The following is a 25039-nucleotide window of genomic DNA, read 5'->3' as shown; positions in this document are numbered from 1 at the left end:
TTGGAGTACATCGACTTCCTTAGAACGAAAATTGAAATTGCTAGGGAGACGGGCTTCATAATCTCCCCGGATGAAATACACCCGATTTTAAAGGGGCATCAACGAGATTCGGTAGTCTGGTCAATACGCGGAGGCCGTCGAGCTTTGTTCGAAGCCTTCGGCCTGGGGAAGACAATTCAAGAGCTGGAGTTCAGTCGGCTAGTTGTTAAACACAAAGGCGGCAAAGCTTTGATCGTTTTACCGCTCGGTGTGAAGTTGGAATTTGAGAATGACGCCGTGAACCTGCTGGGAATGGAAAAGCCGGAGTACGTTCGGAACATGACGGAGGTTGAGGCCGCAACTGGCTCTATCCTGCTGACGAATTATGAACGGGTCCGGGACGGTGACATTGATCCGACTTACTTCACGGCTTGCGTGCTGGACGAGGCGAGCGTGCTGCGAGGATACGGGAGCAAGACATACCAGACGTTCCTCGACAAGTTCAAGGGCGTGCCGTTCAAGCTGGTTTGCACAGCGACGCCGAGCCCGAACAAATACAAGGAGCTTATTCATTACGCCGGCTTCCTCGAGGTAATGGATACCGGGCAGGCGCTTACGCGGTTCTTCCAGCGGGATTCGACTAAGGCCAATAACCTGACCATTTATCCTCACAAGGAGGATGAGTTCTGGCTATGGGTATCGACTTGGGCGCTGTTTATCACCAAGCCGAGCGACTTGGGCTATGATGACACGGGCTATGATCTACCGCCGCTGGATATCCAGTATCATGAGCTCCCGGTTGATCACAGCTCGGCCGGAGCCGAGCGGGACGGACAATTATTGCTGCTGCGTGATGCGGCAATCGGGCTTAAAGACGCTGCGCGGGAGAAGCGGGAAAGTATTCCGCAGCGGGTTGCCCGGGTTGTGGAGATCGTCAAAGCGAGCGCTCCGGAGCAAGTTGTAATCTGGTGCCACCTGAACGACGAACAGGACGCTATCGAGCGGGCGCTGGCGGCAGAGGGAATCACCGTAGCCTCGGTGTATGGCAGCCTGACACATGAGGAAAAGGAGCAACGTGTGCTGGACTGGAAGGATCGGAAATATACCGTGCTCCTGTCAAAACCGGAAATATTGGGCTCCGGGGCCAACCTGCAGCAAAGTCATATCGCCATCTTTGCGGGCATCGACTACAGCTTTAACGATACGATTCAGGCGGTTCACCGGATTCACAGGTTCCAGCAGCAACAACGATGTGAAATTCATTTTATCTATATGGAATCTGAATCCGAGATCATGAAGACGTTGCTGGAGAAATGGCGGCAGCATGATTATCTGGTCAGCAAGATGGTCGAGATTATCAAAAAATATGGATTATCGGGCACATCGGTCATCGACAAGTTAGCCCGCACGATAGGGGTTGAGCGAGTGAAATTACAAGGCGAGCGGTGGACGGCCGTGAACAATGATTGTGTACTGGAAACATCGGAAATGGAGGAAAACAGCATTGATCTGATTCATACATCCATTCCGTTTTCGAACCATTACGAATATACGCCGAGTTACAACGACTTCGGTCATAACGAGGATACCGAGCGATTCTTTGAACAGATGGATTACCTCACGCCGCAGCTGCTCCGAATTCTGAAGCCTGGCCGCGTGGCAGCCATTCACGTAAAGGATCGGGTACTCTTCGGGAATGCAACGGGTACCGGAATGCCAACGATGGAGCCATTTCATGCGATGTGCATTGATCACTACCGGCGGCACGGGTTCCAATACTTCGGGATGATCACGGTTGTAACGGATGTCGTCCGGGAAAACAACCAGACTTACCGCCTGGGCTGGTCGGAGCAGTGCAAGGATGGGACGAAGATGGGTGTCGGCTGCCCGGAGTACATTCTTCTCTTCCGTAAGCTCCCGAGCGATACCAGCCGGGCCTACGCCGACGAACCAGTCATCAAGACAAAAGAAGAGTACACCCGGGCGCAATGGCAGATCGATGCCCACGGTTACTGGCGCTCTAGCGGAGACCGGCTGCTGACGAAAGAGGAGCTTGCCGCGACCCCGGTCAACAAGCTGCAGGATGCGTACCGCAAATACTCGAGGGGCAATGTGTACAGCTATGAGGAGCATGTCGCCTTGGCGAAAAAGCTGGACCAGGACGGGAAATTGCCGGCTACGTTCATGGTGGTAGCCCCGGGATCCTGGACAGATGAAGTATGGGACGACATAAATCGGATGCGGACGCTAAACACCACACAAAGCCAGCGCCGCCAGCAGATGCACGTTTGCCCGCTACAACTCGATATTGTGGAGCGGATCATCCACCGGTATAGCAATCTTGGCGATCTCGTGCTCGATCCTTTCGGCGGCCTGATGACGGTCCCGATGCAGGCGGTAAAGATGAGGCGCCGTGGTTACGGCATCGAACTAAACACGGACTATTTCCGGGACGGAGTCGGCTACCTGCAGGCTGCCGAGATGGAAGTGGATATGCCTACGCTCTTTGATTTCGAGGAACTGGCATGATGCAGCAACTCACACACGAAGCATGCATGTCACTGCTGGCCAGCATAAGGAGCTCGCCGCCTGGCGATTGGACGCATGATATCCATACGATCGGACCAGGCCCGGCTAGATTTGTTGAGCGGGTGAGAATCCCAAGTGGTACCGAGGTGGTTTACTTCCGGACCGAGAGCGGCGCCGGAGCGTGGCCGGCAGCAAATTGGGATCGCTTCGCGATACCGCGGGCGCCGCAGCGGGTGGAGCAATTGACGCTGTTTTAGCGCAGTAGACACAAACTGTGACGAGAGGAGAGTAGATCATGTCCCAATGCAAGAGTTGTTATTACAACCGGGAGATGGTGGCAAATGGAGTAAAGATCACGGCCTGTTACTACAGGCTGGAAACAGGGATGCCTTTGTACGGACGAGCGGACGATCCAGAATATTGCAGCGGATACGAACCATCGGAAAATGCAGGAGAACCATCGGATAATGCAGGAGGGGGAAAGAGTGAAAAACTATTTTAAATATAGGTTTGTATATGACGTTGAAGCTTTGATAATGCTGGTTCTACTTGGGCTTCCGCTGTGGACTTTGTTATTCGGAATCTGGATTGGAATTAGATTTTTCTAATGCACAGTTCGAAAAATTTAGCGAAATAGAAGGGATTGAGATAAATGGCACTTACCATTGAACAAATGTACGAAATGCAAAAGCAGCTCGATGCCAAAATCATCAAGGAGAAGGGGCTGGAAGGACAGGATTTGCTGCCGAATACAGTGCTTGCGTTACAGGTTGAGATTGCGGAACTGGCGAACGAATGGCGAGGGTTTAAGCATTGGAGCAACGACAGGGAACCGCGCCGGGAAAAGATGCTCGAAGAATACGTAGATTGCCTGCACTTCTTCCTAAGCATCGCCGTTCAAAAAGGGTGGCTTGAACACCTCTATCTCTATGAGGAAGCGATCGAAGAAGCGCGAGATAACGGATTAGACGGCGGTATCGGCGGCGCTATTCTTGAGGTTATTTATTGGCTATCGAAATTGTATATGGAGAAAGAGGAACTACCGAACATCAAAGAAAAACTAGGTTATTCAACCGAAGTATTTTATTTCAGAAACGCTTGGTTTGTATTTATGGCGGTTGGAATGATTGGATTTGAGTTCACATGGGAACAGATCGCAGCTGCCTATGTTGCCAAGAACGCCGTGAATCACGAGCGGCAGGCGAACGGCTATTGAGGGGGATAACTCTATGAGTGACAAAACAGGAATTGAATGGGCTGATGCTACATGGAACCCGGTTACGGGCTGCACTAAGGTCAGCGAAGGCTGCCGGAACTGCTACGCCAAGACGTTCACCGAGCGATTTGAGGGAACGCCGGGCCACTATTTTGAAACTGGCTTTAAGGTAACAGTGCGGCCGGAAAAATTAGACCAGCCGCTACGATGGAAGCGGCCCCGCAGGATATTCGTGAACAGCATGAGTGACCTTTTCCATCCGGACGTCCCGGACGGTTACATCGATCAGGTTTTCGCTGTCATGGCATTATGCCCGCAGCACACTTTCCAGGTACTGACCAAACGGCCAGAGCGGATGCTGGAGTACATAACCAGCCGCCGCGAAAACATATGCGAGTCGTTGGCATTCGAAGCTCCGGACGGTCAGAGGGTTATCGACTTGCTTGGGGGCGAGTGGATTCCTCCACAAATAGGAGAATTCGGGCGCGTTGAAATCAAAGGCTATTTTGACAATGTTGAGATCCCTTGGCCTCTGCCGAACGTCTGGCTCGGCGTCAGCGTAGAGAACCAGAAGGCGGCTGACGAACGAACTCCGCTGCTGTTGCAGACGCCGGCAGCGGTACGATTCCTTTCCTGCGAGCCTCTACTGGGACCTGTTATTATTCCAGAGGTCTTTATGAACAGGATTGACTGGGGTGAAGGTCCTCGTGATTGGCCGGACGGAGCCGGAATCATTGACTGGATTATAGCCGGCGGAGAAAGCGGCCGCGGCGCTCGCCCGATGCATCCGAACTGGGCCAGAAGCCTGCGAGATCAATGCCAGGCTGCAGGAATCTCCTTCTTCTTCAAACAGTGGGGAGAGTTCGGTCCGGTCAATCCAACCGGATTATATGACCCTGAATATTGGGTGACTGAAAGCGGCATGGCAGGGCATTTTCATACGAGTTTACCAACTGATTACGAGGGTCAAATCGCATATATGGATCGAGATGGCAAGAAGCGCACTGGCCGAATGCTGGATGGCCGCACTTGGGATGAGTTTCCCCAGGAGGGCCAGCCATGAGCGAACCGACTAGAGACGATCTGCGAATGATTTCTCTTAACTCATATGACGATTTCGCCAGAACTGCCGCTAAGAAAATACTAGAACTGCTAGAAGAGAAGGAGTCTCTTCAAAAGCAGCTGCGTCAGGCTAACGAATGCGCCGCGCATTGGGCGTGCCTGCACCATGCCGAGGAAGCGAGGTTCCAGCGGCAGAATAGGGAGATCGGGCGGCTACATGCGGCGTTGGCATGGGTAAAGAGACGGTTTGAAGAAGAATGGACATATGAGTTAGGTGTGGGCGAAGTCGTTGACGAGATCATTCAGCGCTTTGAGCAAGGGGAAGGTGATCCCGATGAAGCTGGACAAGGGTCTTGAGCGTAAAGTCTGGACGCCGGAGCAGATTGCTCAGCATTGCAAGAAGATCGGTGCAGACAAGCCGCCTGAACCTCAGAATGAGTTCCCATTTAAGATTACAGCTCCGAAACAGGGGCGCTGGGGGAAATATCTTAAATAGTGAGCATATTGTCTAGTTTTAATGAAATTATTCCGTAAATCATTCCAAATATTATTCCGAGAGGGGAAATTAAAAATGTCCATCACAATCAAAGCAGGATTTAATAAGCAAACGAAAGATTCGAAAAAAGAAGCAGTTCAGTTTTACGTGAAGGGTGAGGACGAACATAAGCCAGAGCTAAACGAAATGACCCGTTCCGTGGTCGTCCTCAGTATTGAGGGCGTAGAGCAGACATTGACGGCCGAATTTAAGAAATCGTCCAAAGACGCTAAAAAGACGGTGTTGGACTTCGAAGTGAAGGGCGATGCTTCAGCGGAAAGATCATTCGAGTTTTACAAAAAGGCCGGCTCAGATGTGGTTCTGACGATTACTGAGTCAGATGAATCGCTCGAAGATTTTGCAGAGCACCAGAAGAAATATCGCGAAGGTCTCAAGGGCAAGATCAACCCAGACGGAACGGTTGATGTCGAGGATAAAAACCAAATGACGCTCGATGATGCTCTGGCAGCGGAAAGCGATCCGATGGCTGGGATTAATCCGCTTCACGATGACGAAGATGATCTGCCGATTTAATGCAGCGCCCCGGCTTCGGCCGGGGAAACCCTTCCTTTTGGGGCGAGGTGATTATGGATGCAGGAAGAGTTCGATTTAAAAATCCCAAGATTGGATGATCTGGACGGAGCCAAAACTCAAAAGTCGATTGAGGCCGTATTTGAGAAGTATCGTTTCTATAAATCCATCACTTTTGAAGAACGGGAAGCAACGACGACAGCGAGTTACGAGGATCGGCCAAGTGGACCAACAAATGTGATCAGTGATCAAACGGCCAATGTAGCGATCTTTAACGTTGATGAGCCGGAGAGGCGGAGGGTGTTCATGCATAAGATCGAGCGGGCTGTGTCCAAACTCCCGGGGCAAGAAAGGTTACTAATCTCTAAAAGGTATATGGAGGACGACTATAAGCGGGATTACCAAATTTATGATACTGAAATGCCCATGTCTAAAACGAAATACACGAACCTGAGATTAAGGGCATTTTATCGGCTAGCATTTACGCTTTCGGATTTCCGCATCATCAATATTCAGAGCTTAGTAAAGAACATAGAGGACAAGCAACTGTGAATAAAATGTTTCAAGGGAGGGAGGTCGAATGAAATTCACTTATACCGAAATAGATGGAGACCAACCTGCATATGAATGGTTAGCAGCAAAGGTAAAAGAATATGCAAAATCTCAGTATGGAATGGAGCTAGATATAGTCGTTTTGCCTGATAGTAAAATTAAAAAATCAAATAAGGAAGAGGAGACCTCTGCATAAGAGGTCTCCATTTTTAGTTAATGATACATTGAAAAAAATAGTGGGTGTTGTTAAAATTAACTAAAAATCTCTAGGGGGAATATTGGCTTGGAAACAACGAATAAGATCCCATGTGGAATTTATGCCAGAGTAAGTACGGACAAGCAAGGCGATTCAGTTGAAAATCAATTAAGCCAAGGTGAGGAATTTATAAGCCGGCTAGGGGATACATATTACCTCGATGAGGATTGTATTTTTGTAGATAATGCTGTTTCAGGTTACTATACGAGCGTTTTTGATAGAGAGGCCATGAAAAACGCTATCGAAAAAGCAAAAAGCGGTCGGTGTAAGGTATTGATATTCAAAGAAGTGAGCCGTGTTGGAAGAGATAAACAGGAAAATCCCGCGATCATCGGGATGTTTGAACAATATGGGGTACGGGTTATAGCGATCAACGACAACTACGACAGTAATAATAAAGACAACATTACTTTTGATATTCTGTCTGTTCTTTCCGAGCAGGAGAGTAAAAAGATATCTGTTCGGGTTAGTAGCGCTAAAAAACAAAAAGCCCGCCGGGGGCAATGGAATACAGATGCTCCGATTGGCTATAAGTTGAATAGCGAAACAAAGAAATTAGAAGTCGACCAAGATTCGGGACACATTGTTCAGACGATATTTAATTTATACACTGAGAAAGGTATGGGTACTTTTTCAATTGCAAAAACTTTGAATGATAAGGGAGAACGTACACGTGATGGAAACCTGTTCAGCAGGACTTCGATTAACCGAATTCTAAAGAATCAAGCTTATATTGGTCATACGGTATACGGAAAAAGAAGAAACGTTCTTCAGCGTAACTATGATGACACTGGTAGGATGACCAAAAAGAAAGTTGTCCAGAAAATAGACCCGTCCGACTGGACTATTGTAAAAAATACGCATGAACCTCTGGTCAGTGAAGAAGTATTTTATAGAGCACAAGGCATTCTAAGTGAACGTACGCATCACAGGGAGCCGCGGCGCGCCTATCACCCGTTAACTGGGATTTTGTTTTGTAAAAAGTGTGGCCAAGGGATGGTTTGTCAAAAACGATCTTTTAAAGATAAGGAATATCGGTATTATATTTGCAAAACGTACCATAAATACGGTAGAGATGCATGCCCTCAAGCAAATGTTAATGCTGACGAGTTGGAGTCCGATGTGATTAAAATTGTTCGGAATCGAGTGAGAACGTTGGACAAAAATAAACTAGCTGCATTCAATAACAGGAGTAGCGATATCGCACGTCTTGAGGAAGATAAAAAGTCAAGAATGAAACTTCTCGACAGGCTATACAGAGATCAGCGGGACCTTTTTGATCAAAGGGATCTTTTTCCGGAGGCTATGTATAAGGAACAGATGATTGAACTGAAGACGAAAGCCGAGGGTATCGAGGAAGAGGTAAACATAATTACTAATCAAATTTCTGCCATCGAAGCTGTATCGAATGAAACGGCCAACATTTATAAAATAATCACTGAATTCCTGGAACTCGACATATCAGATATCGGAAGATTGAGAACTATCCTCCATGAATTAATAAAAAAAATCGACCTCGAAAACAATCATATCGATATTGAATATAGGATCAAACTGTTTAGTTAATTGTGAATATCACATCGATCCCGAAGTATCCATCATGGCTATAATGACAGCGCTCGACCTCGGGACGACGACATCCTCCCATGTCTTGTAGCGCAGATCGTCCGGGGAAATGCCGTGGATTCCGGGCGAGCCTGAGGTGGCATTGCGGCGGAGATTTTCTAGAATGGTGCGTTTCTTGTCGATATTGGACATGAGCCCTTTTTTGCGGACATCGTTAAAGCGGACCGAGGATGTCTCCAGCTCTTCCTTGTCCTTCTCCTCCATGTAGGGCAGCTCCAGCTCGTCAAATAGCAGCTCCTCCAAGTCCTCGATATTGATCTCGGCCTCGACGATGTCTTGCCCGGACTTGTTGCCTGCCTTGCCGCCTTTGCCTCCTTCCTTCGGATCATCCTGGGCGAGTACATCTCCTACTTGGCTGTCCCCGTTCCCCTGTCCTACGTGCTTATGCTTCTGATAATTATGGATAAACCGGTATTCCTCCAAATTGCGGAGAGGGACCTTGACGATCCCTTTACCGTCGGACATGATTATGCTTTCTTCAGTGATAAGGTCGGGAAGATTTTGCCTGATCACTTCCCGTACTTTCTCCTGATGGCGCTGCTGATCCTGATAACCTTTGCGATGAAGGGACCAGTCTTCCTTGGAAACGATGAATGAGTACGGGCCAGGTGTAGATGGCATGATGGACACCTCCCAATAAATATAATTGGAAACAAAGAAATTGGATGTAACTAAAGTATATTCAGGAGAGGGAGCGATATGTGAGGGAGATCGTGTACTTCGCATGAATCGACAGACGAACGCGGATAGGTGTTGGGTCCCTAGTCTTTCGCGAGGACAATCGGTTAAAATTGTAGCAATGACAAAATGCGAGAAAAGGAGCCCTCACTGTGATCAACGATAAAAATGGATTACTTCAGCAATTACTCTCAGAAGGGGGGACATACAAATCCTTGTATGTCCATCACCCGGATGCCATTTGTGTCATTGATGTGGAAGGGAATTACGTGGATGCCAACCCGGCAACCGAAAGGATTACGGGGTATCCGCCCGAGCAATTTGTACGGCTTCCGCTAGAGCGGCTGTTTTGCGAGCAGGGAAGGAAGAAGAAGGATGAATGCTTCTCACGGGCATTGAAAGGGGAATCTGGAAGCTTCCAGGCCTCCTTCAAGCGCAGGGACGGACAACTTCGCGATGTGTACATCACCTATGTCCCTATCGTCCATGACGGCGAGGTGATCGGGGTATATTCGATCTCCAAGGATGTTACGGAAGCTAAGGCTGTGCAGGAGAGCCTGGAGCAGTCACGGAAGCTTTATGAGCTCGTCTCGACCTATGCGGAGGATGTGATCGCTTCTACCGATCTGGAGGGCAACTGCCTGTCGATCTCTCCGGCGGTCCGCAATTTGCTCGGCTATGAACCGCATGAGCTGATTGGTAAGAACTTCAGGGAATTGATCGTTCAGCGCGAGAGGAGGCCTTCGGAAGAGGAAGGGCGCTGGGTCAATGACCGTTCTGTTGTGATCGATTTACTGCAGCACAAGAACGGCGGACAAGTCTGGGTCGAAACTAGGATACGAAAAATATACGATGAGCATGGCGTTCCGAGGAAGATACTTGCGATCGCGAGGGACGTTACAGCTCGGCAGGAGGCGGAGATCAAGCTGCGCAAAAGCGAGGAGACGCTGGCGCAAGCACAAAGGCTCGCCGTCATCGGTTCATGGGATTTGGACATGCTTACCGGGCGTTTCTCAACCTCCGCCGAGTTTGACCGGATCTTCCGGCAGAAGTTCTGCAGCCTGCCGGAGATGAACGAAGCGCTTGGCAAGAGAATTCACCCTGTGGATCTCCCGGCATACGAGCAAGCGATGAGCGATATCCTGCAGGGAACTCCCTTTGAAATCACGTACCGGATCGTGCTTGAATCCGAGGAGCTTCAGGTCATTCGTTCGCAGGCGACGATAGAATACAATTCAAGCGGCGCTCCCGCAAGGATTATCGGGGTCGTACAGGATATTACGGACCGTCAGAAGATCGAGGCGGCGCTCCGGGAGAGCGAGCGTCAATTCAGGCTCATTTCCGAATATTCCATGGATTTGATCTCCCGGCATACGGCGGATGAACAGGCCGTGTTTTTATTCGCTTCGCAGTCCTCGGTAAGCTTGCTTGGCTACAATCCCGAGGAAATGGCTGGCCGCAGCATGTATGATTTTTTCCATCCCGAGGATGTGCAGGTCGTTAAGGAGTACCTGGAGTCGCAGATGAAGTCCCGGAAGGTCTATACGGTAACCTACCGGATACGATGTAAGGATGGGCAGTATATTTGGTTTGAGAGTACGGGGAGATACCGCTATGATCAATTGACTGGCGAAATTGACGAGATGATCGTCATTTCGCGGGACGTGACGGAGCGCAAAGAAAGCGAGCGGCGGCTGCAGGAGAGCCAGCAGCGTTATAAATCCCTGTTTGAATACAGTCCGGCTAGCGTATACTCCATGGATTTGCTTGGCCGGTACCTGACGCTGAATTCCAATTTCGAGCATTTGACGGGCTACAGCCGGGAAGAGCTGACAACGATGTGCTTCCATGATCTGATCGACCCGAACGATTTGGTTAAGACTGTGCATCATTTTGAGCTGGCGAAGGAAGGCAAGCCGCAAACCTATGAAACGGTAGTTATCCATAAGGATGGAACAAAGATCGAAATTGCCGTCACGAATGTGCCGATTATGGTCGACAGGCGCGTTGTCGGGGTATACGGTATGGCGAATGACATTACGGAAAGAAAGCGTTATGTGGAGCAGATCGAGAAGCTTAGCTATCTGCACTCTCTCATCCTGGGATCGGTATCCGAAGGGATATACGGTCTAGATGAGAACGGGAGAACGGTTTTCATCAATAAGGCCGCGGCGAAAATGCTCGGGTATAAGCAGGAGGATTTTATCGGGCAATCGGATCACTTCCTGATCCACCATACGACGAGCGAGGGAACGGATTATCCGGAGGAGCTGTGCCCGATTATCCAGACGATGAAGGATGGCATTTCACGGGCGGTGAACGAGGATGTGTTCTGGAGAAGGGACGGCTCCAGCTTCCTTGTGAAGTATACGGTCAATCCGATGATCGAAAGGGGGCAAATCGTCGGGGCGGTTGTCGTGTTCCACGATATAACGGGCGAGCGGGAAATTCTGCGCGCGAAGGAATCGGCAGAGCGGACGGCGCTGGCCAAATCGGAATTTCTGGCTACGATGAGCCATGAGATTCGCACCCCGATGAACGGCGTCATCGGCATGACCGATTTGCTTCTGGAGACCGAGCTTAATGAAGAGCAGCGATACTACGCCGATATTATCTCCAGCAGCAGCCACGCCTTATTGGCGATACTGGACGATGTGCTGGATTTCAGCAAGATCGAGGCCGGCAAGATGGCGCTTGAATATGAGCTCTTTGATTTGAAGGCCAGCGTGCTGAGTGTAATAGAGCTGTTTCTGCCCAGTGCGGACAAGAAGAATATCACACTGGCCTATGACATTGCACCGGATGTTCCGGACCTTGTCATGAGCGATCCTGTCAGGCTGCGGCAGATCCTTGTAAATCTGATCGGCAACGCCTTAAAGTTCACGGAGCAGGGTGAAATTGTCGTGACGATTGTCAAAAAAGAGGCGCAGACTCCCTCCTCCGTTCTTCTGGAGGTCAGCGTAAGCGACACGGGGATCGGCATTCCGGAGGATCAGCAGCATAAGCTGTTCCAATCCTTCTCCCAGGTTCATCCCGTCATTAATCGAAAATACGGTGGAACGGGACTAGGATTGGCCATTTGCAAAAAAATGGTTGAGCTGATGGGGGGAACGATTACGGTTGAGAGCAGGGAGGGAGAGGGCTCGACGTTTCGCTTTACGCTGATCAGCGGGGAGCGGGAAGAGGAGCAGGAGTGCGAAGGGCGAGCCTTGGGGCACCAGCTGGAGCGGCGAGGTTATCCGCAGAAGACCAGGCCTTCCGGCTTCGAATCCGGCTTGCCTGAAGCGAAGCCGGAGATCGCCGCAGGAGCATCCGGGCTCTCGGAAGAAGCTGCCCGGGCCCAGGTCGCTGAGGGTACGGACTTGGGACAGCCGGACGATTCCGATCCCCGTGACAGCACATTCTCTCTGCTCGTCGCCGAGGATCATCCGGTCAACTGTCAGATTTTCGTCCAAATGCTTGAGAAGCACGGGTATGCGCCAGATGTAGCCCATAACGGCGTTGAAGCGGTGGAGGCCATAGCTGCCCGGTCCTACGATCTGATATTCATGGACATTGAGATGCCGGTCATGGACGGCATCAAGGCGGCTCGCTTAATCAGGCAATGGGCGCCGGTGGACCGAATGCCAGTCATTATCGGCATGAGCAGTCCTGAGATGATCGAGCAGCAGCGCGAGCGCTGCCTCGCCAGCGGGATGACCGGCTTCCTAATGAAGCCGATTTGCGGCCAGGAGGTTGCCCGGCTGCTTCAGGAATGGAGACGCAGGCTGGGCAAGCCGTAATCGAGTCTGAATGAAGCGACAAAAGAAAGAAGCCCGCCGATCGGTCTCGATCGCTGGCTTCTTCGTCTATGCTACTGAATCGATTTCGTATATAAAATTCCGATCGTCTTGGCTCCGCAATGGCTTGAAATGACGCAGCCCGCATCCGAAATGGCGACCTCCCTGGCCTTCGTCTTCGCTTGCAATATGCGCTGCAGGTGGACGGCGTCTTCATCGGCTAGAGAATGGGTAATGAATATAATATCATTATCCATGTTCTCGATTTTTGCCAAGGCGTTGTTAAGCAACTGATCAAGCACTTTCTCCCGGCTGCCGCGGATTTTCGAGACGGGCGACATTTTTCCGTCGATGACCTTGATGACTGGACGGATTTTGAGCAGGCTTCCTACGAGATTCTGCATTCCGGAGCATCTGCCGCCTTTGTACAAATAGTCCAGCGAGTCAATGACGAATTCCGTCTCGACCTGGGGTCTGGTTCTCTCAAGCAAAGCTATGATTTCCGGAACGCTATGCCCTTCGGAGGCAGCCCTCACGGCTTTCATGACGAGCAATCCGATCCCGGTGGACAGATTGAGCGAGTCAAAAACGGTGACCTGTCCCTCCTCAAACTCCTCTGCCGCGATAAGGGCGTTCTGATAGGTTGAGGATAGCTCGGACGACAGACTTATGTATATGACTTGCTGTCCTTGCTCGATTGCGGGGGTGAAGGCCTGGACAAAATCTGCCGGAGACGGTGCCGCCGTCTTTGGCAAGCGCCCGAGCTTCGCTACCTTGCTGTACAGCTGCGGGGTTGTCAGGTCGACTCCATCCTTGTACATCTCTTCATCGAACGTAACGTAGAGCGGAACGATGCCGATGTCGTATTCCTTGATCCAGGCTGCTGGAAGATCGCAGGTACTGTCCGCAAATATTCTTATCGTTCTCAAAGTGATCCCTCCAAGTGAGTTTCGGATTATCCGATTCGGTCTTCGGGGCCCTTGTTCATGTACATGATCGCCACGGTATGAGGACCGCAGTGGCTGGAGATGACGCAGCCGGCTTCGGCGATTGCCACTTCACGGGCCGGGGTCTGCTCTCTGAGAATAGCTGCGAGTTTGCGAGCCTCTTCCCCGGCAAGGGTATGGGCCACGATAATTAAATCATCGTCCATTTGCTCCTTCTTGGCAAGGGCATTGTCTAGCATTTGCTGGACGGCCTTCTCTTTCTTGCCGCGGACCTTGTAGGCTGGAATAATGCTTCCGTCGACGACTTTGAGCACAGGACGTATTTGGAGCAGGCTGCCGATGAAGTTCTGCATGCCTGAGCAGCGGCCGCCCTTGTATAAATACTCCAGCGTATCGATGACGAATTCCGTGCTTACCCGTTGTCTGGAGCGTTCAAGCAAAGATACGATCTCGGCAGCGCTTTGTCCCTGTCGAGAAGCCTTGACCGCTTTCATGACCAAGAGTCCGATCCCGCTGCACAAATTAAGCGAGTCTACGACATGTACCCGTCCCTCGGGGAACTCGCCAGCCGCAATGAGCGCATTCTGGTAAGTGGATGACAGGCTGGAAGAGATGCTGATATAGACGATATCGTGTCCCCGCTCGATATGCGGAGCAAACGCGTCCATGAAGTCCTTGGGAGACGGTGCCGTCGTCTTCGGCAGGTTCCCGTCGGCGGCGACTCTCTCGTATATGCCCTCGGGAGTAATATCGATGCCGTCGCGGTAGGTCTGATCATTAAAGACGACATACAGCGGAATGATGCCGATGCCGTACTCCTCACCCCAAGAGGCCGGCAGATCGGACGTGCTGTCCGCAAAAATTTTAACTTGTGCCATAAGTATCTCCTTAAATTCAGATAGTCCAGCTTTATTTTATCAAAAAGCCCGAGGGTTTAACATCTCAAATAAATTGCCCCCACGATAACTTCGTTCAGGCTAACGTGGGGGCAACGGACTTATGGACTTATACTTGCTGCAGAGTGCCGATGATGTAGAAGAAAACAATCATGAGCAAGGACAGCGCGGAAAGAATGGTTCCGATGATGGCGAATACTTTTTTGCGGTTTTTAATTACAAGTCCGATGATTCCTAGAATAAGAGCGATCAAATTGATAATGGCTGCTCCGAATAACGCTAGGATGCCAAGGATTGCCGCAGGATCTTCCATGAGGCTCTGCTCGATGTAGGCCGGGTTTTGAACGGCCTGGCCGATGGCAGCAATGATCATAAAGAAAGCTGCGAAATAGCCGATTACCGCAATGATGCTCATAACGAATGAGGCGATACCGAGCCCGGAATGCTTCAGAGGGGCCAAAGGCTGGGCCGATGCGGCATAAGCTTGGTTAGGGCTTGGTTGAGCCCCAGGTTCATAATTCATTAATAATCAAGCTCCTTTGTAGAAATTTGGTACGTTAACGTATAATCTTCCACAGATTCGTTAAAAAATCAAGAAAAAAATTCATTTCGTGCCAGTTCTGGCAAAGGCGCAGCCGTCTGAGTTATGATAGATAGCAGGTAAATCGTGATTTTTTGTGAGGAGGGATAAGGTATGCAGCGAACGATAGCCGGGATCGGCGCAATTGTAATGCTGGCGGCCGTGGCGCTCGGAGCCTTCGGAGCTCATGTGCTGGAGCCGGTCATCGGAGATTCGATTGAGACGTATAAGACTGGGGTTCAATATCATATGATTCATGGCTTGGGAATAATTCTTGCTGCGCTCGCAGCCGGTGTATGGGGCGACAGCGGCAAGCTGCGCTGGTCGGCATGGCTGTTTCTGATCGGGATCATTCTATTCTCGGGCAGTCTGTATTTGCTGGCGGTAGCGGGATGGAAATGGCTTGGTCCGGTCACTCCGCTAGGCGGGGTATCCTTCATTGCAGGCTGGCTGCTGCTCGCGCTGTCTGCGTGGGGGGCTGCCGGGACAGGAAAAAAGTAACAGGACCGTGAAATCGAAATGCTGCGCTATCCGGAAAGGACAGCGCAGCATTTGTTTTCGTTTTGGAGCGAGCCCAGTGCTTGGATTCTACGTATCGATGAAATCAATGACTTCGCTCAGCATAAAAGTGTATACCTGCTTCTCGTCGACGTGATAGACATTGATGGCGTAGGTTTCCGATTGGAAATTCAGAATGCGGCACGGAATGCTTGTGCGTTCTCCATTGCGATTGATCAAGATCCGAACCAGCCGATTCTCGGAAATATATCTTTGAATCCAATCCTGGAAATTTCCGCTCATGGCGACGGCGGCGAAACGGTCTTCCACATTCGGCGACAGTTCGGCTTTATCAGGAGCCTTCGTTTTATCAGTAGTTTTGTCGGTTGTTATGTCAGGCGTTATATTGCCGGTTCTGTCTTTAGGCTTGCCGGGAGCTTCGGGCTTGCCCGGCGCCTTCATCGAAAGCCGATTATAGGATCCGGAGATTATGGATTGCTTCTTAGTGGCTAGAAGCGATTCTATGATTTGGCCAAGCTCAATCCCTGAGTTGATCCGGTAGTCGATAATTGGTTCACCGCTGTTGAGCACCTGCAGCAAGGATTGAAGCGCGGCAGCGTTGGACTTGCCTTTGACCAGAATCTCCACGTTAAATAAATACCCTAATTGTTCATGATCATTATTCGTTTGATTATCCATAAGTCCCCCAGAAATGCATGTTGAGTATCGTTGCCCTAAGATGTCAGGTATTCATAAAATCACCCATTAATCATAGCACCGCTCGCGGGACAATCATAGTCCTAATGATTCATTTTGATACTTTTTTTTTGAATATACCAAAAGGTGTGAAAAACCGTATCAATTAGAACGATTTTAGGGAATCGTCCTTGTCATTGAAGAGGGCTGCCAAATGATCCCGGAATGGCGGTTTGACAATGCCTTTCTCTGTAATGATGGCCGTAACCAGATGATTCGGTGTGACGTCAAATGAAGGATTGTACACTTTGATGCCGGCGGGGGCAGTTCGTTTACCGAACCCTTCCGTCACTTCATGCTCGGCCCGTTCTTCAATCGGGATGAGCTCGCCGCTTTCAGTACCCAGATCGATCGTCGAGAGCGGGGACGCGACATAAAAAGGAATATTATGCGCCTTGGCCAGGACGGCTAGGCTATAAGTCCCGATTTTGTTCGCGACATCTCCGTTGGCGGCAATCCGGTCCGTCCCTACGATGACAGCATCGATCCAGCCCTTGGACATGACGAGTCCGGCCATATTGTCGCAGAGGAGGGTTACATCGATTCCCGCCTGCTGCAGCTCGAATGCGGTCAGCCTTGCTCCCTGGAGGACTGGTCTGGTCTCGTCAGCGTAGATTTTCAATTCAATGCCCTGCTCCTGTGCGAGATAGAACGGCGCTAGAGCCGTTCCGTATCTCGCGGTAGCGAGTCCCCCGGCGTTGCAGTGGGTCAAGACCCCCATGCCTGAAGTAAACAGGGGAAGCGCATGCTCCCCGATTTTCCGGCATACCTCTTCATCTTCGCGATGAATCGCTATCGCCTCGGCGAGCAAGCCCTCGTCGCGCAGCTCACGGCTGTGCTGAGCCGCTGCAAGCTGCTCCGCCCGCTCCTTCATTCGGTCAAGCGCCCAGAACAGGTTAACTGCCGTCGGGCGCGAGGTTGCCAAGTACTCGGCGGTAGACAGCACATGCTCCAGCCATCTGTCTTCGTCTCCCTGATAGGAGTTCGCTCCCAGCACGACGCCGTAAGCGGCGGCTATGCCGATGGCAGGGGCTCCGCGCACTTTCATGGCATGAATGCCCTCCCATACCTCCTCGGGAGCCGTTAACTCCAGGAATACGATTTCTTCCGGCAGCAGCCGCTGATCAAGCATCAGGAGCTTGCCTTCACTCCAGCGGAGGCTAAGAAGAGGTTCTTGACGCCCCTCTATTCGTGTTGGTCCGGTATTTCTGCTGCTTCGCCCACTCATACGTTAGCACCCTCCTTGGCTGCTGCAGCTTTGGCCCATGCGATGACTTCGGTGATGGAGGATGCGGATCTTCCGCCTTTTACCAGCTGCTTGCCGATCTCCAGCGCCGTGATCTTGGCTTGGCGGCGGGAACGTTCGTCTGCGATTGTGTCAACGTCCGCAACATGGGATAAGCCGACGATTCTGCGAATCACCTTGCAGCCTGCAAATCCGATGGCGTCCTTCAGTACTTTTTTGAGGTAGAGATCCTGATAGCCGGGTGTCTTCGACATCATATCGATGCCGTTGGCGTCCCATAGCCGGCGGAAATGCTGCTCGAAATGGTTCCATACGCCGACAATCGTCGTAAGCAGCCATGCCTGGCGCTCTTCAAGAATATCGTTGCTGCTGCTCCAGCCTGGCTGTGCGGCATAGTTCAGCAATAGATTTGCGATAACCGCTCCGATATCGAAGCCCATCGGCCCATAATAAGCAAATTCGGGATCGATGATTTTGGTCGAATCGGCCGTGACGAAGATGCTTCCGGTGTGAAGATCGCCGTGCAGCAGCGCCTCCCCATGCGTCAGAAACTTCTCTCTGAGCAAGGCGACCTCGAGATGAAGAGCCTGGTCATGCCACAGCTTCTCGGCTTCCTCCCGGATGTCCTCGGTAAAATTGTTATTCTCGGCATCCCGGTAAGGATCTTCAAAGATTAAATCCTCGGTGATTTTGCATAGATCGGGGTTGATGAATCTGGACGATTGCAGCTTCTTCTCCTGCTGGTTCATGCCAAGATCGGAGGTATAGAACAGAGTCGTGGCGATAAAGCTGCCGATATGCTCTGCAAAGCGCTCATACGTGCTGCCTTGGATCAAGCCTTGGCGCATGATCGTATAACCGGACAGATCCTCCATGACCGTGACCGCCAGCTCGTCGTCGCCCCCGTAGACGGCGGGCACCAGCTCCGGGCAGAGCTGATGCTGGATGATCAGCGCTTCCCGTTCAATGCGGGCGCGGTCGAGGCTGAGCGGCCAGGATTCGCCGACAACCTTGGCATAAGGCAGAGCTTGCTTGATGATCAGGCTCTTCTTTTGCTTGGGGTCGGCAATCCTGAACACCAGATTCAAATTGCCATCCCCGATTTCTTCGCAGGTAAGGGCGGCATCGGCCGCGAAGAAGCCGGGAATCGACCTAGCATAGGCGATAGCGTCTTCTAAGGAAAAGGGATGATAGGCGGACATGATAAGGCACCTCCGAATAAATTGTTTTTGTAATTGTTTCTATATTTAAATATAGAAAACTTCATTTATAATTAGTTTAAAGTTAGTATATCGGAAAAGTATGATATTAGCATTACTTTTTTAATAGAGGCTGTAGTGATGTATGTTGTTTCGTAAAAACTCCGGTCGGGTAACATAATAATATGGGTGCTGGTGCCCGGTGTATAACTTGCATTCATTTCAGGCATGATTTGCATGCTCTGGGGTGAACATATAATTATTACGAAAGAAATGAGGGATTTCATTATGGCTAAGGCTGATTCAAAGTCTGCAAGCAAGACGGGCAAAACAAGTTTGGAGCAGGTTCTGAACGAGCAGGTCGCTAACCTTAACGTGCTGTATGTTAAGATACACAATTACCATTGGTATGTGAAAGGGGAGAACTTCTTCACGCTGCATGTTAAATTTGAAGAGCTCTACGATGAGGTTACGGAGAAAATGGATGCCGTAGCAGAGCGTCTCCTCACAATTAAAGGCAGCCCGGCTGCTACGATGAAGGAGTATCTGGAAATCGCCACGATTCAGGAGGCCACAGGCAAGGAGGATGAGCGGGCTATGGTTCAGACGCTGATAGAGGATTTCGCGACCTTGTCTGAATCGTTCCAGGAAGGCATTGAGCTTGCCGACCAAGCAGGCGATGAAGCGACAGCGGATTTATTGACCGGCTTTAAGGGGGATTTGGAGAAGCATATGTGGATGCTTCGCTCCTATTTGGGATAGGCTATTACGCTTGCAATGGATATCGGGGGCTGGATCGTTTAGCGATCCAGCCCTTTTGCGCTTACGGCGGAGATGGACCCATCTCTAGTCGCAAGAAGAATTGCACTAAATACGGTACAGCTGTTTTTTTGGAAATGGAAAAAACAGGTTGACATGGGAGGCAGACGAGGTAGTATTGAACTACGATAGCTTTGTTGGTGAGGGGGCTAGCTGTATGACGCAGGTTATTAAGGTATACAAAGTGTTTACCGATGATCTCAGCCAAGGAAATGCGGCGGCTGTTGTCCAGCATAACGGAGAACATGATGAAGAGCTGCTGGAAATAGCGAGGGGCTCCGGCGCGCCTGTAACGGTATTCGTGCAATGGAGCAGCGGTCAAGAGAGGGACGCTGTCCTGCGGTATTTCTCAAAGGAGAAGGAAATGGCATTCTGTGGGCACGGGACTCTGGCCGCAGGCGCTTTTATGCTGCAGCAATGCGAGCGGAACCGCATACACGCTTCCTCCGGAACAGGTACGCCCATTGATATTCGCAAATCTCCGCAGGGTCATTATTATTTTCGGACGGAACGGGCGCGCCGTCTGGATTTGGCCCCGGATAAGATCGAAGCTGCGCATATGCTGGGGGTGGAGCCTGAGGATATTTCCAAGGATGCTCCTTTTTGCGCGGCCAGCATAGGCTCGCCTAAATTGCTGGTTCCGCTGCGTCACTTCAGCGTCCTGGATGGAATGGCCCCTGATTTCGAGAAAATCAAGGACTGGAGCGAAAAGCACCGTATAAACGGGGTATACGCTTATGCCTATCCAGAGCCGACCGGGAAGGGGCCGGATTCTGCGGCTGCCTGCATCCATGCCCGCGGCTTTAATCCCTTGTTCGGCATTGCGGAGGATGCTGCGACCGGTGTGGCGGCAGGGGCGCTTGCCGACCTCCTGTACCGGGAGGGAGGGCCGGCCGCATATGCAATCCGCCAGGGCAAGCATGTCGGTGCTGAAAGTGAAATCCGCGTGGAGGTCAAAGAGGAAAACGTGGAAATTGGCGGCTCCGTTCTGCATTTGATATAGCGGATAATCTGATCATTATGAAGAACTGAAGCAGTGCTTTTGAAAAGAGGCTATGTCTCTTTCAAAGCACTGCTTTTCTATTTTATTCTCCTTATCTACGAATCTTAAAAATAAAATAAAATTTTTAAAAAATACAAAAAATAACAACATTTTACATTTTAGTGTGATATATTTAATACATCTAATGGATAATTTGAATGAAATTGGTTGTTGATATAGCTCAATATCAATCCAAGATTGGAGGAAACTGATGAAACCGATTCTTCCAACGGCGAACGAAGTAGAAGAAATGTTTAACCGGGCTGGGCAAGCATTGGCCAATAAACCGCGGCTCATAATTTCGCCGCAAATCCGGGACGCTGCACAAATGAAGCAGGAAGCCGATGCGACGAAGAAGCTGCTGAACCTGATCGGTTTAACCGTCGAGCGGTTGTTCGGCGGAGATATGGTACGCGCCGCCCGCTGGCTAGGTTATTCGGACGCGGTGCTGCGCTGGGTTCAAGCCTGTCCCCGTCTGGACAGCCAGCACGTACTGGTACGAAGCGACCTTTATGACGATTGCGGCGTGCCGAAGCTGCTGGAATTAAACCTGGGAAGCAGCGTAGGCGGACTGCTGGAAGCCTCCCTTCATTCGCTCCTGCTCCGGCTGTCCTCAGTAAACAGCGCTGTCCGCGAGCATGAGGCCGGATGGCTGGATACGCTGAAGGAATGGGCCTGGCTCACGGCCCGGTCGGTTCGGCCGAATCGCTCCAATCCGCTAGTGGCTTTTGTCGAAAGCGACTTCTCCATGCCCTCGATGCAGGCGACGCTGGATGATCTCGCTGGACGGTTTCATGATATCACCGGAATACGGGCAATGGTGCGCACGCCGAGGGAGCTTGAGCTTCGCCAGGATGGCCTATATGCGAGCGGCGAGAAGGTCGATGTCATTTACCGGCTATTCGATCTGGAGGACCTGCAGCGAGATCCTTCGGAATTTGAACATCTACTTGATGCGGTGGAGAAGCGCCTGGTAGAAATGCCTATGGGCCTCTCCTGCCGAATTGCCGGAAGCAAGGCGCTGTTTGCCTTATTGTCCGATCCCGCCTATCAAGCGGGCCTCTCTTCGGAGGACATGGAATGGATCGGATTACATATCCCGCAAACCCGGCTGCTGACGGTCGGGAATAAAGGGTATGCCCTGCGTAACAGGGAGAGCCTGCTGATCAAGCCGGCGGACGGATGCGGGGGAGCAGGCATCGTCTGCGGCTGGAAGACATCCGAGGAAGAGTGGAGCAGCTATATCGATTCCTATTTATCCTCTGCGCCGTACGGGGCATGGGCCGTCGTCCAGGAGAGGGTTGCCCCTTCCTTAGGTCCTGTTGTGGTCGCGAATGAGCAGGGCGTCGTTTATGAAGAGCAGGCAAGCCTCTTGTGGGGCTGCTACCTGTTTGGAAATCGGCATATCGGCCACATTTTGCGTACGAAAAATACCGGGGAAGACGCCGTGATCAATTACGCGAACGGCGCGGCAATAGGTCCGGTCTTTTACAGCGAAGAAAGGGAAAGGAAGGATGCCCGTGAAATCGATCCTCATTTTATGCCGTGAGGAAACATCGGATGTTGTCGAACTGGCGGCCGCCTTGAATAACAGGGGACATTCCGCCATTTACGCGAAGCCTTGCGAAGTGACAGTAGATATGGATAAATTAGGAATCCGTTTTATTTTGAATGACCGGGTACTGGATTTAACCTGCGTGCTGGGCTGGGTATCGCTCTCACAGCGCGAATACGGGCTCTGGCTCTTGAGAGCCTTTGAAATAGGCGGGATCCCGGTCATCAACGGATCCGAAGTTCTCGGCAGCGGCCAGAACAAGTTCCTGAACTCGGTATTGCTTACCAAGCATCAGATTCCGCATATTCCAACGCGGCTCATCGGCTCTTGCGAGCAATTGGAGGAAACGGCGGATGCCTTGGGATTTCCTCTCGTACTGAAGCCTGTCATCGGCGCAAAGGGCGAGCAGGTGGTGCGGGTGGATGACATAAATAGCCTGAGAAAGCTTGCCCCTGATTACCTGCGGGACCATAAAGCGCTGTATGTACAGGCCTGCCTGGACAAGCCTGGCAGGGACATCCGGGTCAGGGTCGTAGGCTACAGGGCAGAATTCGCCTTTTTCCGTTACGCGAAGAATGGGGGCTTTCTGACGAATCTGTCCAGCGGGGGAACCTGGGAGACCTGTCCTCTTACAGCGAGGCTGATCGAGCTGGCCGAGCAGTGCTCCCGCGTGTTTCAGGCGCCGGTCGCCGGCGTCGATTTATTGGAAGTGGGCGATGACGATTACGCTGTTATTGAAGTGAACACCACGCCCGCGATTACCTGGCCGCATATGGAGACCGTCAGGCATGTAGCCGACTTGATCGAACAGAGGGTGCACTTATCATTTGGGGCAAAAGTCCAGGATGGTAGTTCATCATAAATTTCAAAAAATCATGATGAGGAGTGATGGAAGTGGTACTTAGTCCAGAACAGTTCGTGGAGAAACTCAAATCTATCGTGGAGGAGAATAAGAAGATTACCCATCCGCTTTATCAGATTATTATGAAAGGCGAGGCAACGCCGGAGCTTTTGAAAAATTTTGTTCTGCACCGCTATCATATTAAAAGTTTTTGGACCCGCAATATTTCGGCGATTCATTCGAAAACTCCGGATGTCGAGGTGCGCAAGGAGCTGGCTGAGAACATTTATGAGGAAGAGACCGGCAAGCTTACCGGAACGATGCGGCATCTCGAGCTGTTTTTCAAAATTGGCGAGCAATTCGGCCTGACATGGGAAGATATCGAGAACTGTGACATTTTGCCTGAATCCCAGGAGGTAATCAACTGGAACAACAAGGTTTGCGGTCCGGATCATCATCTGGTAGAGGCGGTAGCGGCATTGATCGTATATATGGAAGGGCAGCCGCCGGTTACCTGGGACGGACGCACGATGAATGAAGCGATGAAGCATTTTTATAATCTGAACAAGGAAGGTGTGCAGTATTTTACGATCCACAGCTCCCATGACATGGAGGTAGAGGAGGATCATGCGGAAGCCGGGTATGATCTTCTCCGCAAATATGCGGTTACGGAGGAACTCCAGGAGAAGGCGATCGCAGCCCTGTATAAATCGATTGAAGTACGCATGAAGCACTTTAGTGCGATCCTTCGCGTGACAGGCATTGAGGCGGAAGCAGAGCCTGTGCTCGGTTAGAAACGATCCGAACGGTTAATAGGAAGTCCTTACGATAAGGATTTCCTATTAACTGATTAAACTAAGAGTCCCTCATAAATGGAGGAGGATTATATGGCCCAGCTGATAGATGTAACCTTGCGAGACGGCGGATACGTTAACGGTTTTGATTTTTCGTTGGAAACTGCAAAACACATTGTAAGCGGGCTGCAAAAGGCAGGGGTGGACTGGATCGAGATCGGTTACAGGAACGGGCCTGCCAAGGGAACGGCGGGGCTGGGCATGACGGCGGCTACGGACGATGATTATATATCGGCGTTAAGGGAATTTGCGCCGCTGGCCCGCCTGGTCGTCATGCTTCACCCCCATAATATTCAGGGCGAGGATCTCCAGTCCCTGAAGCAGCTGGGAGTGTCGCTTGTACGCGTATGCATCCGGCAGGACCGCCTGAAGGAGGGGCTGGATACGATCCGGGAGTGCAAAAGAGCAGGGCTGTTTACCTCGGCGAACTTTGTGCGGATCACTTATTTTACGAGCCGGGAGATCAAACAAATGACGCGAAGAGCAGAGGCTGCCGGCGCCGATATCGTCTATTTTGCCGATTCTAACGGACATCTGGTACCTGAGCAAGTAAAGTCCATCGCTACGGTACTGAAGTCTGCGCTGACGATTCCGGTCGGCTTCCATGCGCATAATAACCTGTCTCTGGGCCTGGCCAATACAATGGCCGCACTGGAGTCCGGGGTGGATTGGATCGACAGCTCTTTGCGCGGTATGGGACGCAGCGGAGGGAACCTGGCGACGGAGGTGTATGCCGCCTATATCGAGCGCTGCTTCGGGACGGCCGGCTTCAAGCTGGTGGAAATGATGGATGCTGCTGAATTCGTTCAGGATGAAATACTTGTGTCCGAGCAGTATATGACGCCCATGACCAGAGATATCCTATTTGGCCTGATGAATTTTTCGACGGATTTGAAGCAGCCGATCATGGATGCATCCCTTGAGCATAACGTCTACTGGAAACAGCTCGCATATGGGCTGGGCAATTATCCGCCCAACCTGATTACAAGCGAGGATATTGCGTTTACCGCTTCCCAAATCAGAAAAAACAATCTTGAGCTGCAGCATTTGTGAGGTGATCTTA

The 25039-nt window shown here is 51.0% G+C and carries 24 protein-coding genes and 1 pseudogene; 18 read left to right on the top strand and 7 right to left on the bottom strand.

The window, feature by feature from the left end; genetic code table 11:
- From BN2762_RS21550 to BN2762_RS21515, 10 genes are all read left to right on the top strand, one after another.
- Positions 1-2508: a DNA methyltransferase gene (locus BN2762_RS21550; protein ID WP_055108917.1), complete on the top strand. Its 2508-nt coding sequence runs from the start codon at positions 1-3 to the stop codon at positions 2506-2508.
- Positions 2505-2765, top strand: coding sequence for a hypothetical protein (locus BN2762_RS21545; protein ID WP_148499978.1), 261 nt, complete (start codon positions 2505-2507; stop codon positions 2763-2765). Before BN2762_RS21550 ends, BN2762_RS21545 begins: the two co-directional genes overlap by 4 nt.
- A 395-nt stretch (positions 2766-3160) precedes the next feature.
- Positions 3161-3724: a dUTP diphosphatase gene (locus BN2762_RS21540; RefSeq protein WP_055108915.1), complete on the top strand. Its 564-nt coding sequence runs from the start codon at positions 3161-3163 to the stop codon at positions 3722-3724.
- Positions 3725-3737: 13 nt separating this feature from the next.
- Complete coding sequence (locus BN2762_RS21535) at positions 3738-4787, top strand: DUF5131 family protein (protein ID WP_055108914.1); 1050 nt, start codon at positions 3738-3740, stop codon at positions 4785-4787.
- On the top strand, positions 4784-5143 hold the full coding sequence (locus BN2762_RS21530) for a hypothetical protein (protein WP_055108913.1): 360 nt from the start codon (positions 4784-4786) through the stop codon (positions 5141-5143). The genes BN2762_RS21535 and BN2762_RS21530 overlap by 4 nt, the downstream gene beginning before the upstream one ends.
- Entirely contained in the window at positions 5121-5282 is a 162-nt protein-coding gene (locus BN2762_RS27015; RefSeq protein WP_154674778.1) for a hypothetical protein, read from the top strand. The genes BN2762_RS21530 and BN2762_RS27015 overlap by 23 nt, the downstream gene beginning before the upstream one ends.
- Positions 5283-5357: 75 nt before the next feature.
- Entirely contained in the window at positions 5358-5855 is a 498-nt protein-coding gene (locus BN2762_RS21525) for a hypothetical protein (protein WP_055108912.1), read from the top strand.
- A 57-nt stretch (positions 5856-5912) separates the two neighbouring features.
- Positions 5913-6404, top strand: coding sequence for an ArpU family phage packaging/lysis transcriptional regulator (locus BN2762_RS21520; protein ID WP_055108911.1), 492 nt, complete (start codon positions 5913-5915; stop codon positions 6402-6404).
- 28 nt (positions 6405-6432) lie between these two features.
- Positions 6433-6600, top strand: a complete 168-nt coding sequence (locus tag BN2762_RS27010; RefSeq protein ID WP_154674777.1) for a hypothetical protein — start codon at positions 6433-6435, stop codon at positions 6598-6600.
- 87 nt (positions 6601-6687) lie between these two features.
- Positions 6688-8226, top strand: a complete 1539-nt coding sequence (locus BN2762_RS21515; RefSeq protein WP_055108910.1) for a recombinase family protein — start codon at positions 6688-6690, stop codon at positions 8224-8226.
- Positions 8227-8238: 12 nt separating this feature from the next.
- On the opposite strand, the pseudogene BN2762_RS21510 reads toward BN2762_RS21515, so the two are convergent.
- Positions 8239-8907, bottom strand: a pseudogene (locus BN2762_RS21510) (DUF444 family protein); the annotation flags it as partial.
- 209 nt (positions 8908-9116) lie between these two features.
- On the opposite strand from BN2762_RS21510, the gene BN2762_RS21505 reads away from it, so the two are divergent.
- The gene (locus BN2762_RS21505; protein WP_055108909.1) at positions 9117-12746 is read left to right on the top strand and encodes a PAS domain S-box protein; all 3630 of its coding nucleotides are present in this window, start codon (positions 9117-9119) and stop codon (positions 12744-12746) included.
- Between the two features lie 71 nt (positions 12747-12817).
- Here BN2762_RS21505 and BN2762_RS21500 read toward each other — a convergent pair whose 3' ends face one another.
- The 3 genes from BN2762_RS21500 to BN2762_RS21490 all read right to left on the bottom strand — a co-directional run bounded on the left by BN2762_RS21500 (position 12818) and on the right by BN2762_RS21490 (position 15109).
- Complete coding sequence (locus tag BN2762_RS21500) at positions 12818-13672, bottom strand: DegV family protein (RefSeq protein WP_055108908.1); 855 nt, start codon at positions 13670-13672, stop codon at positions 12818-12820.
- 26 nt (positions 13673-13698) lie between these two features.
- Positions 13699-14568: a DegV family protein gene (locus BN2762_RS21495; RefSeq protein WP_055108907.1), complete on the bottom strand. Its 870-nt coding sequence runs from the start codon at positions 14566-14568 to the stop codon at positions 13699-13701.
- Positions 14569-14695: 127 nt separating this feature from the next.
- Complete coding sequence (locus tag BN2762_RS21490; protein ID WP_055108906.1) at positions 14696-15109, bottom strand: hypothetical protein; 414 nt, start codon at positions 15107-15109, stop codon at positions 14696-14698.
- A 171-nt stretch (positions 15110-15280) separates the two neighbouring features.
- Here BN2762_RS21490 and BN2762_RS21485 point away from each other — a divergent pair, with 171 nt between their 5' ends.
- Positions 15281-15667, top strand: a complete 387-nt coding sequence (locus BN2762_RS21485) for a DUF423 domain-containing protein (protein WP_055108905.1) — start codon at positions 15281-15283, stop codon at positions 15665-15667.
- 87 nt (positions 15668-15754) lie between these two features.
- Here the strand turns inward: BN2762_RS21485 and BN2762_RS21480 are convergent, their stop codons facing one another.
- From BN2762_RS21480 to mtnK, 3 genes are all read right to left on the bottom strand, one after another.
- Positions 15755-16363, bottom strand: coding sequence for a hypothetical protein (locus tag BN2762_RS21480; RefSeq protein WP_055108904.1), 609 nt, complete (start codon positions 16361-16363; stop codon positions 15755-15757).
- Between the two features lie 163 nt (positions 16364-16526).
- On the bottom strand, positions 16527-17648 hold the full coding sequence (gene mtnA / locus BN2762_RS21475; RefSeq protein WP_055108903.1) for an S-methyl-5-thioribose-1-phosphate isomerase: 1122 nt from the start codon (positions 17646-17648) through the stop codon (positions 16527-16529).
- The gene (gene mtnK, locus BN2762_RS21470; protein WP_055108902.1) at positions 17645-18868 is read right to left on the bottom strand and encodes an S-methyl-5-thioribose kinase; all 1224 of its coding nucleotides are present in this window, start codon (positions 18866-18868) and stop codon (positions 17645-17647) included. The genes mtnA and mtnK overlap by 4 nt, the downstream gene beginning before the upstream one ends.
- A 285-nt stretch (positions 18869-19153) precedes the next feature.
- On the opposite strand from mtnK, the gene BN2762_RS21465 reads away from it, so the two are divergent.
- From BN2762_RS21465 to BN2762_RS21440, 6 genes are all read left to right on the top strand, one after another.
- Positions 19154-19627, top strand: a complete 474-nt coding sequence (locus BN2762_RS21465) for a Dps family protein (RefSeq protein ID WP_055108901.1) — start codon at positions 19154-19156, stop codon at positions 19625-19627.
- A gap of 214 nt (positions 19628-19841) precedes the next feature.
- On the top strand, positions 19842-20687 hold the full coding sequence (locus BN2762_RS21460) for a PhzF family phenazine biosynthesis protein (protein ID WP_055108900.1): 846 nt from the start codon (positions 19842-19844) through the stop codon (positions 20685-20687).
- 250 nt (positions 20688-20937) lie between these two features.
- Positions 20938-22275 carry a hypothetical protein gene (locus tag BN2762_RS21455; RefSeq protein ID WP_055108899.1) on the top strand — a complete coding sequence of 446 codons (1338 nt, stop codon included), beginning with the start codon at positions 20938-20940 and terminating at the stop codon, positions 22273-22275.
- Positions 22247-23143, top strand: a complete 897-nt coding sequence (locus tag BN2762_RS21450) for an ATP-grasp domain-containing protein (RefSeq protein ID WP_055108898.1) — start codon at positions 22247-22249, stop codon at positions 23141-23143. Before BN2762_RS21455 ends, BN2762_RS21450 begins: the two co-directional genes overlap by 29 nt.
- Before the next feature lie 26 nt (positions 23144-23169).
- On the top strand, positions 23170-23916 hold the full coding sequence (locus BN2762_RS21445; protein WP_074048664.1) for an iron-containing redox enzyme family protein: 747 nt from the start codon (positions 23170-23172) through the stop codon (positions 23914-23916).
- A 93-nt stretch (positions 23917-24009) separates the two neighbouring features.
- Complete coding sequence (locus tag BN2762_RS21440; RefSeq protein WP_187386568.1) at positions 24010-25029, top strand: beta/alpha barrel domain-containing protein; 1020 nt, start codon at positions 24010-24012, stop codon at positions 25027-25029.
- The last annotated feature ends 10 nt before the right edge of the window (positions 25030-25039 follow it).

Source organism: Paenibacillus ihumii (assembly GCF_001403875.1).
GTDB lineage: Bacteria > Bacillota > Bacilli > Paenibacillales > Paenibacillaceae > Fontibacillus > Fontibacillus ihumii.
Note: the sequence above shows the minus strand (reverse complement) of the source record. Positions and strands in the feature narration are given on the sequence as shown.

What these genes read in the sequence shown, in the direction of transcription:
- BN2762_RS21440 (WP_187386568.1), top strand. Translation starts at nt 24,010, where the DNA reads ATGGCCCAGCTGATAGATGTAACCTTGCGAGACGGCGGATACGTTAAC.
- BN2762_RS21530 (WP_055108913.1), top strand. Translation starts at nt 4,784, where the DNA reads ATGAGCGAACCGACTAGAGACGATCTGCGAATGATTTCTCTTAACTCA.
- BN2762_RS27010 (WP_154674777.1), top strand. Translation starts at nt 6,433, where the DNA reads ATGAAATTCACTTATACCGAAATAGATGGAGACCAACCTGCATATGAA.
- BN2762_RS21465 (WP_055108901.1), top strand. Translation starts at nt 19,154, where the DNA reads ATGGCTAAGGCTGATTCAAAGTCTGCAAGCAAGACGGGCAAAACAAGT.
- BN2762_RS21545 (WP_148499978.1), top strand. Translation starts at nt 2,505, where the DNA reads ATGATGCAGCAACTCACACACGAAGCATGCATGTCACTGCTGGCCAGC.
- BN2762_RS21535 (WP_055108914.1), top strand. Translation starts at nt 3,738, where the DNA reads ATGAGTGACAAAACAGGAATTGAATGGGCTGATGCTACATGGAACCCG.
- mtnA (WP_055108903.1), bottom strand. Translation starts at nt 17,648, where the DNA reads ATGAGTGGGCGAAGCAGCAGAAATACCGGACCAACACGAATAGAGGGG.
- BN2762_RS21520 (WP_055108911.1), top strand. Translation starts at nt 5,913, where the DNA reads ATGCAGGAAGAGTTCGATTTAAAAATCCCAAGATTGGATGATCTGGAC.
- BN2762_RS21525 (WP_055108912.1), top strand. Translation starts at nt 5,358, where the DNA reads ATGTCCATCACAATCAAAGCAGGATTTAATAAGCAAACGAAAGATTCG.
- BN2762_RS21455 (WP_055108899.1), top strand. Translation starts at nt 20,938, where the DNA reads ATGAAACCGATTCTTCCAACGGCGAACGAAGTAGAAGAAATGTTTAAC.
- BN2762_RS21495 (WP_055108907.1), bottom strand. Translation starts at nt 14,568, where the DNA reads ATGGCACAAGTTAAAATTTTTGCGGACAGCACGTCCGATCTGCCGGCC.
- mtnK (WP_055108902.1), bottom strand. Translation starts at nt 18,868, where the DNA reads ATGTCCGCCTATCATCCCTTTTCCTTAGAAGACGCTATCGCCTATGCT.
- BN2762_RS27015 (WP_154674778.1), top strand. Translation starts at nt 5,121, where the DNA reads ATGAAGCTGGACAAGGGTCTTGAGCGTAAAGTCTGGACGCCGGAGCAG.
- BN2762_RS21490 (WP_055108906.1), bottom strand. Translation starts at nt 15,109, where the DNA reads ATGAATTATGAACCTGGGGCTCAACCAAGCCCTAACCAAGCTTATGCC.
- BN2762_RS21460 (WP_055108900.1), top strand. Translation starts at nt 19,842, where the DNA reads ATGACGCAGGTTATTAAGGTATACAAAGTGTTTACCGATGATCTCAGC.
- BN2762_RS21540 (WP_055108915.1), top strand. Translation starts at nt 3,161, where the DNA reads ATGGCACTTACCATTGAACAAATGTACGAAATGCAAAAGCAGCTCGAT.
- BN2762_RS21445 (WP_074048664.1), top strand. Translation starts at nt 23,170, where the DNA reads ATGGAAGTGGTACTTAGTCCAGAACAGTTCGTGGAGAAACTCAAATCT.
- BN2762_RS21485 (WP_055108905.1), top strand. Translation starts at nt 15,281, where the DNA reads ATGCAGCGAACGATAGCCGGGATCGGCGCAATTGTAATGCTGGCGGCC.
- BN2762_RS21480 (WP_055108904.1), bottom strand. Translation starts at nt 16,363, where the DNA reads ATGGATAATCAAACGAATAATGATCATGAACAATTAGGGTATTTATTT.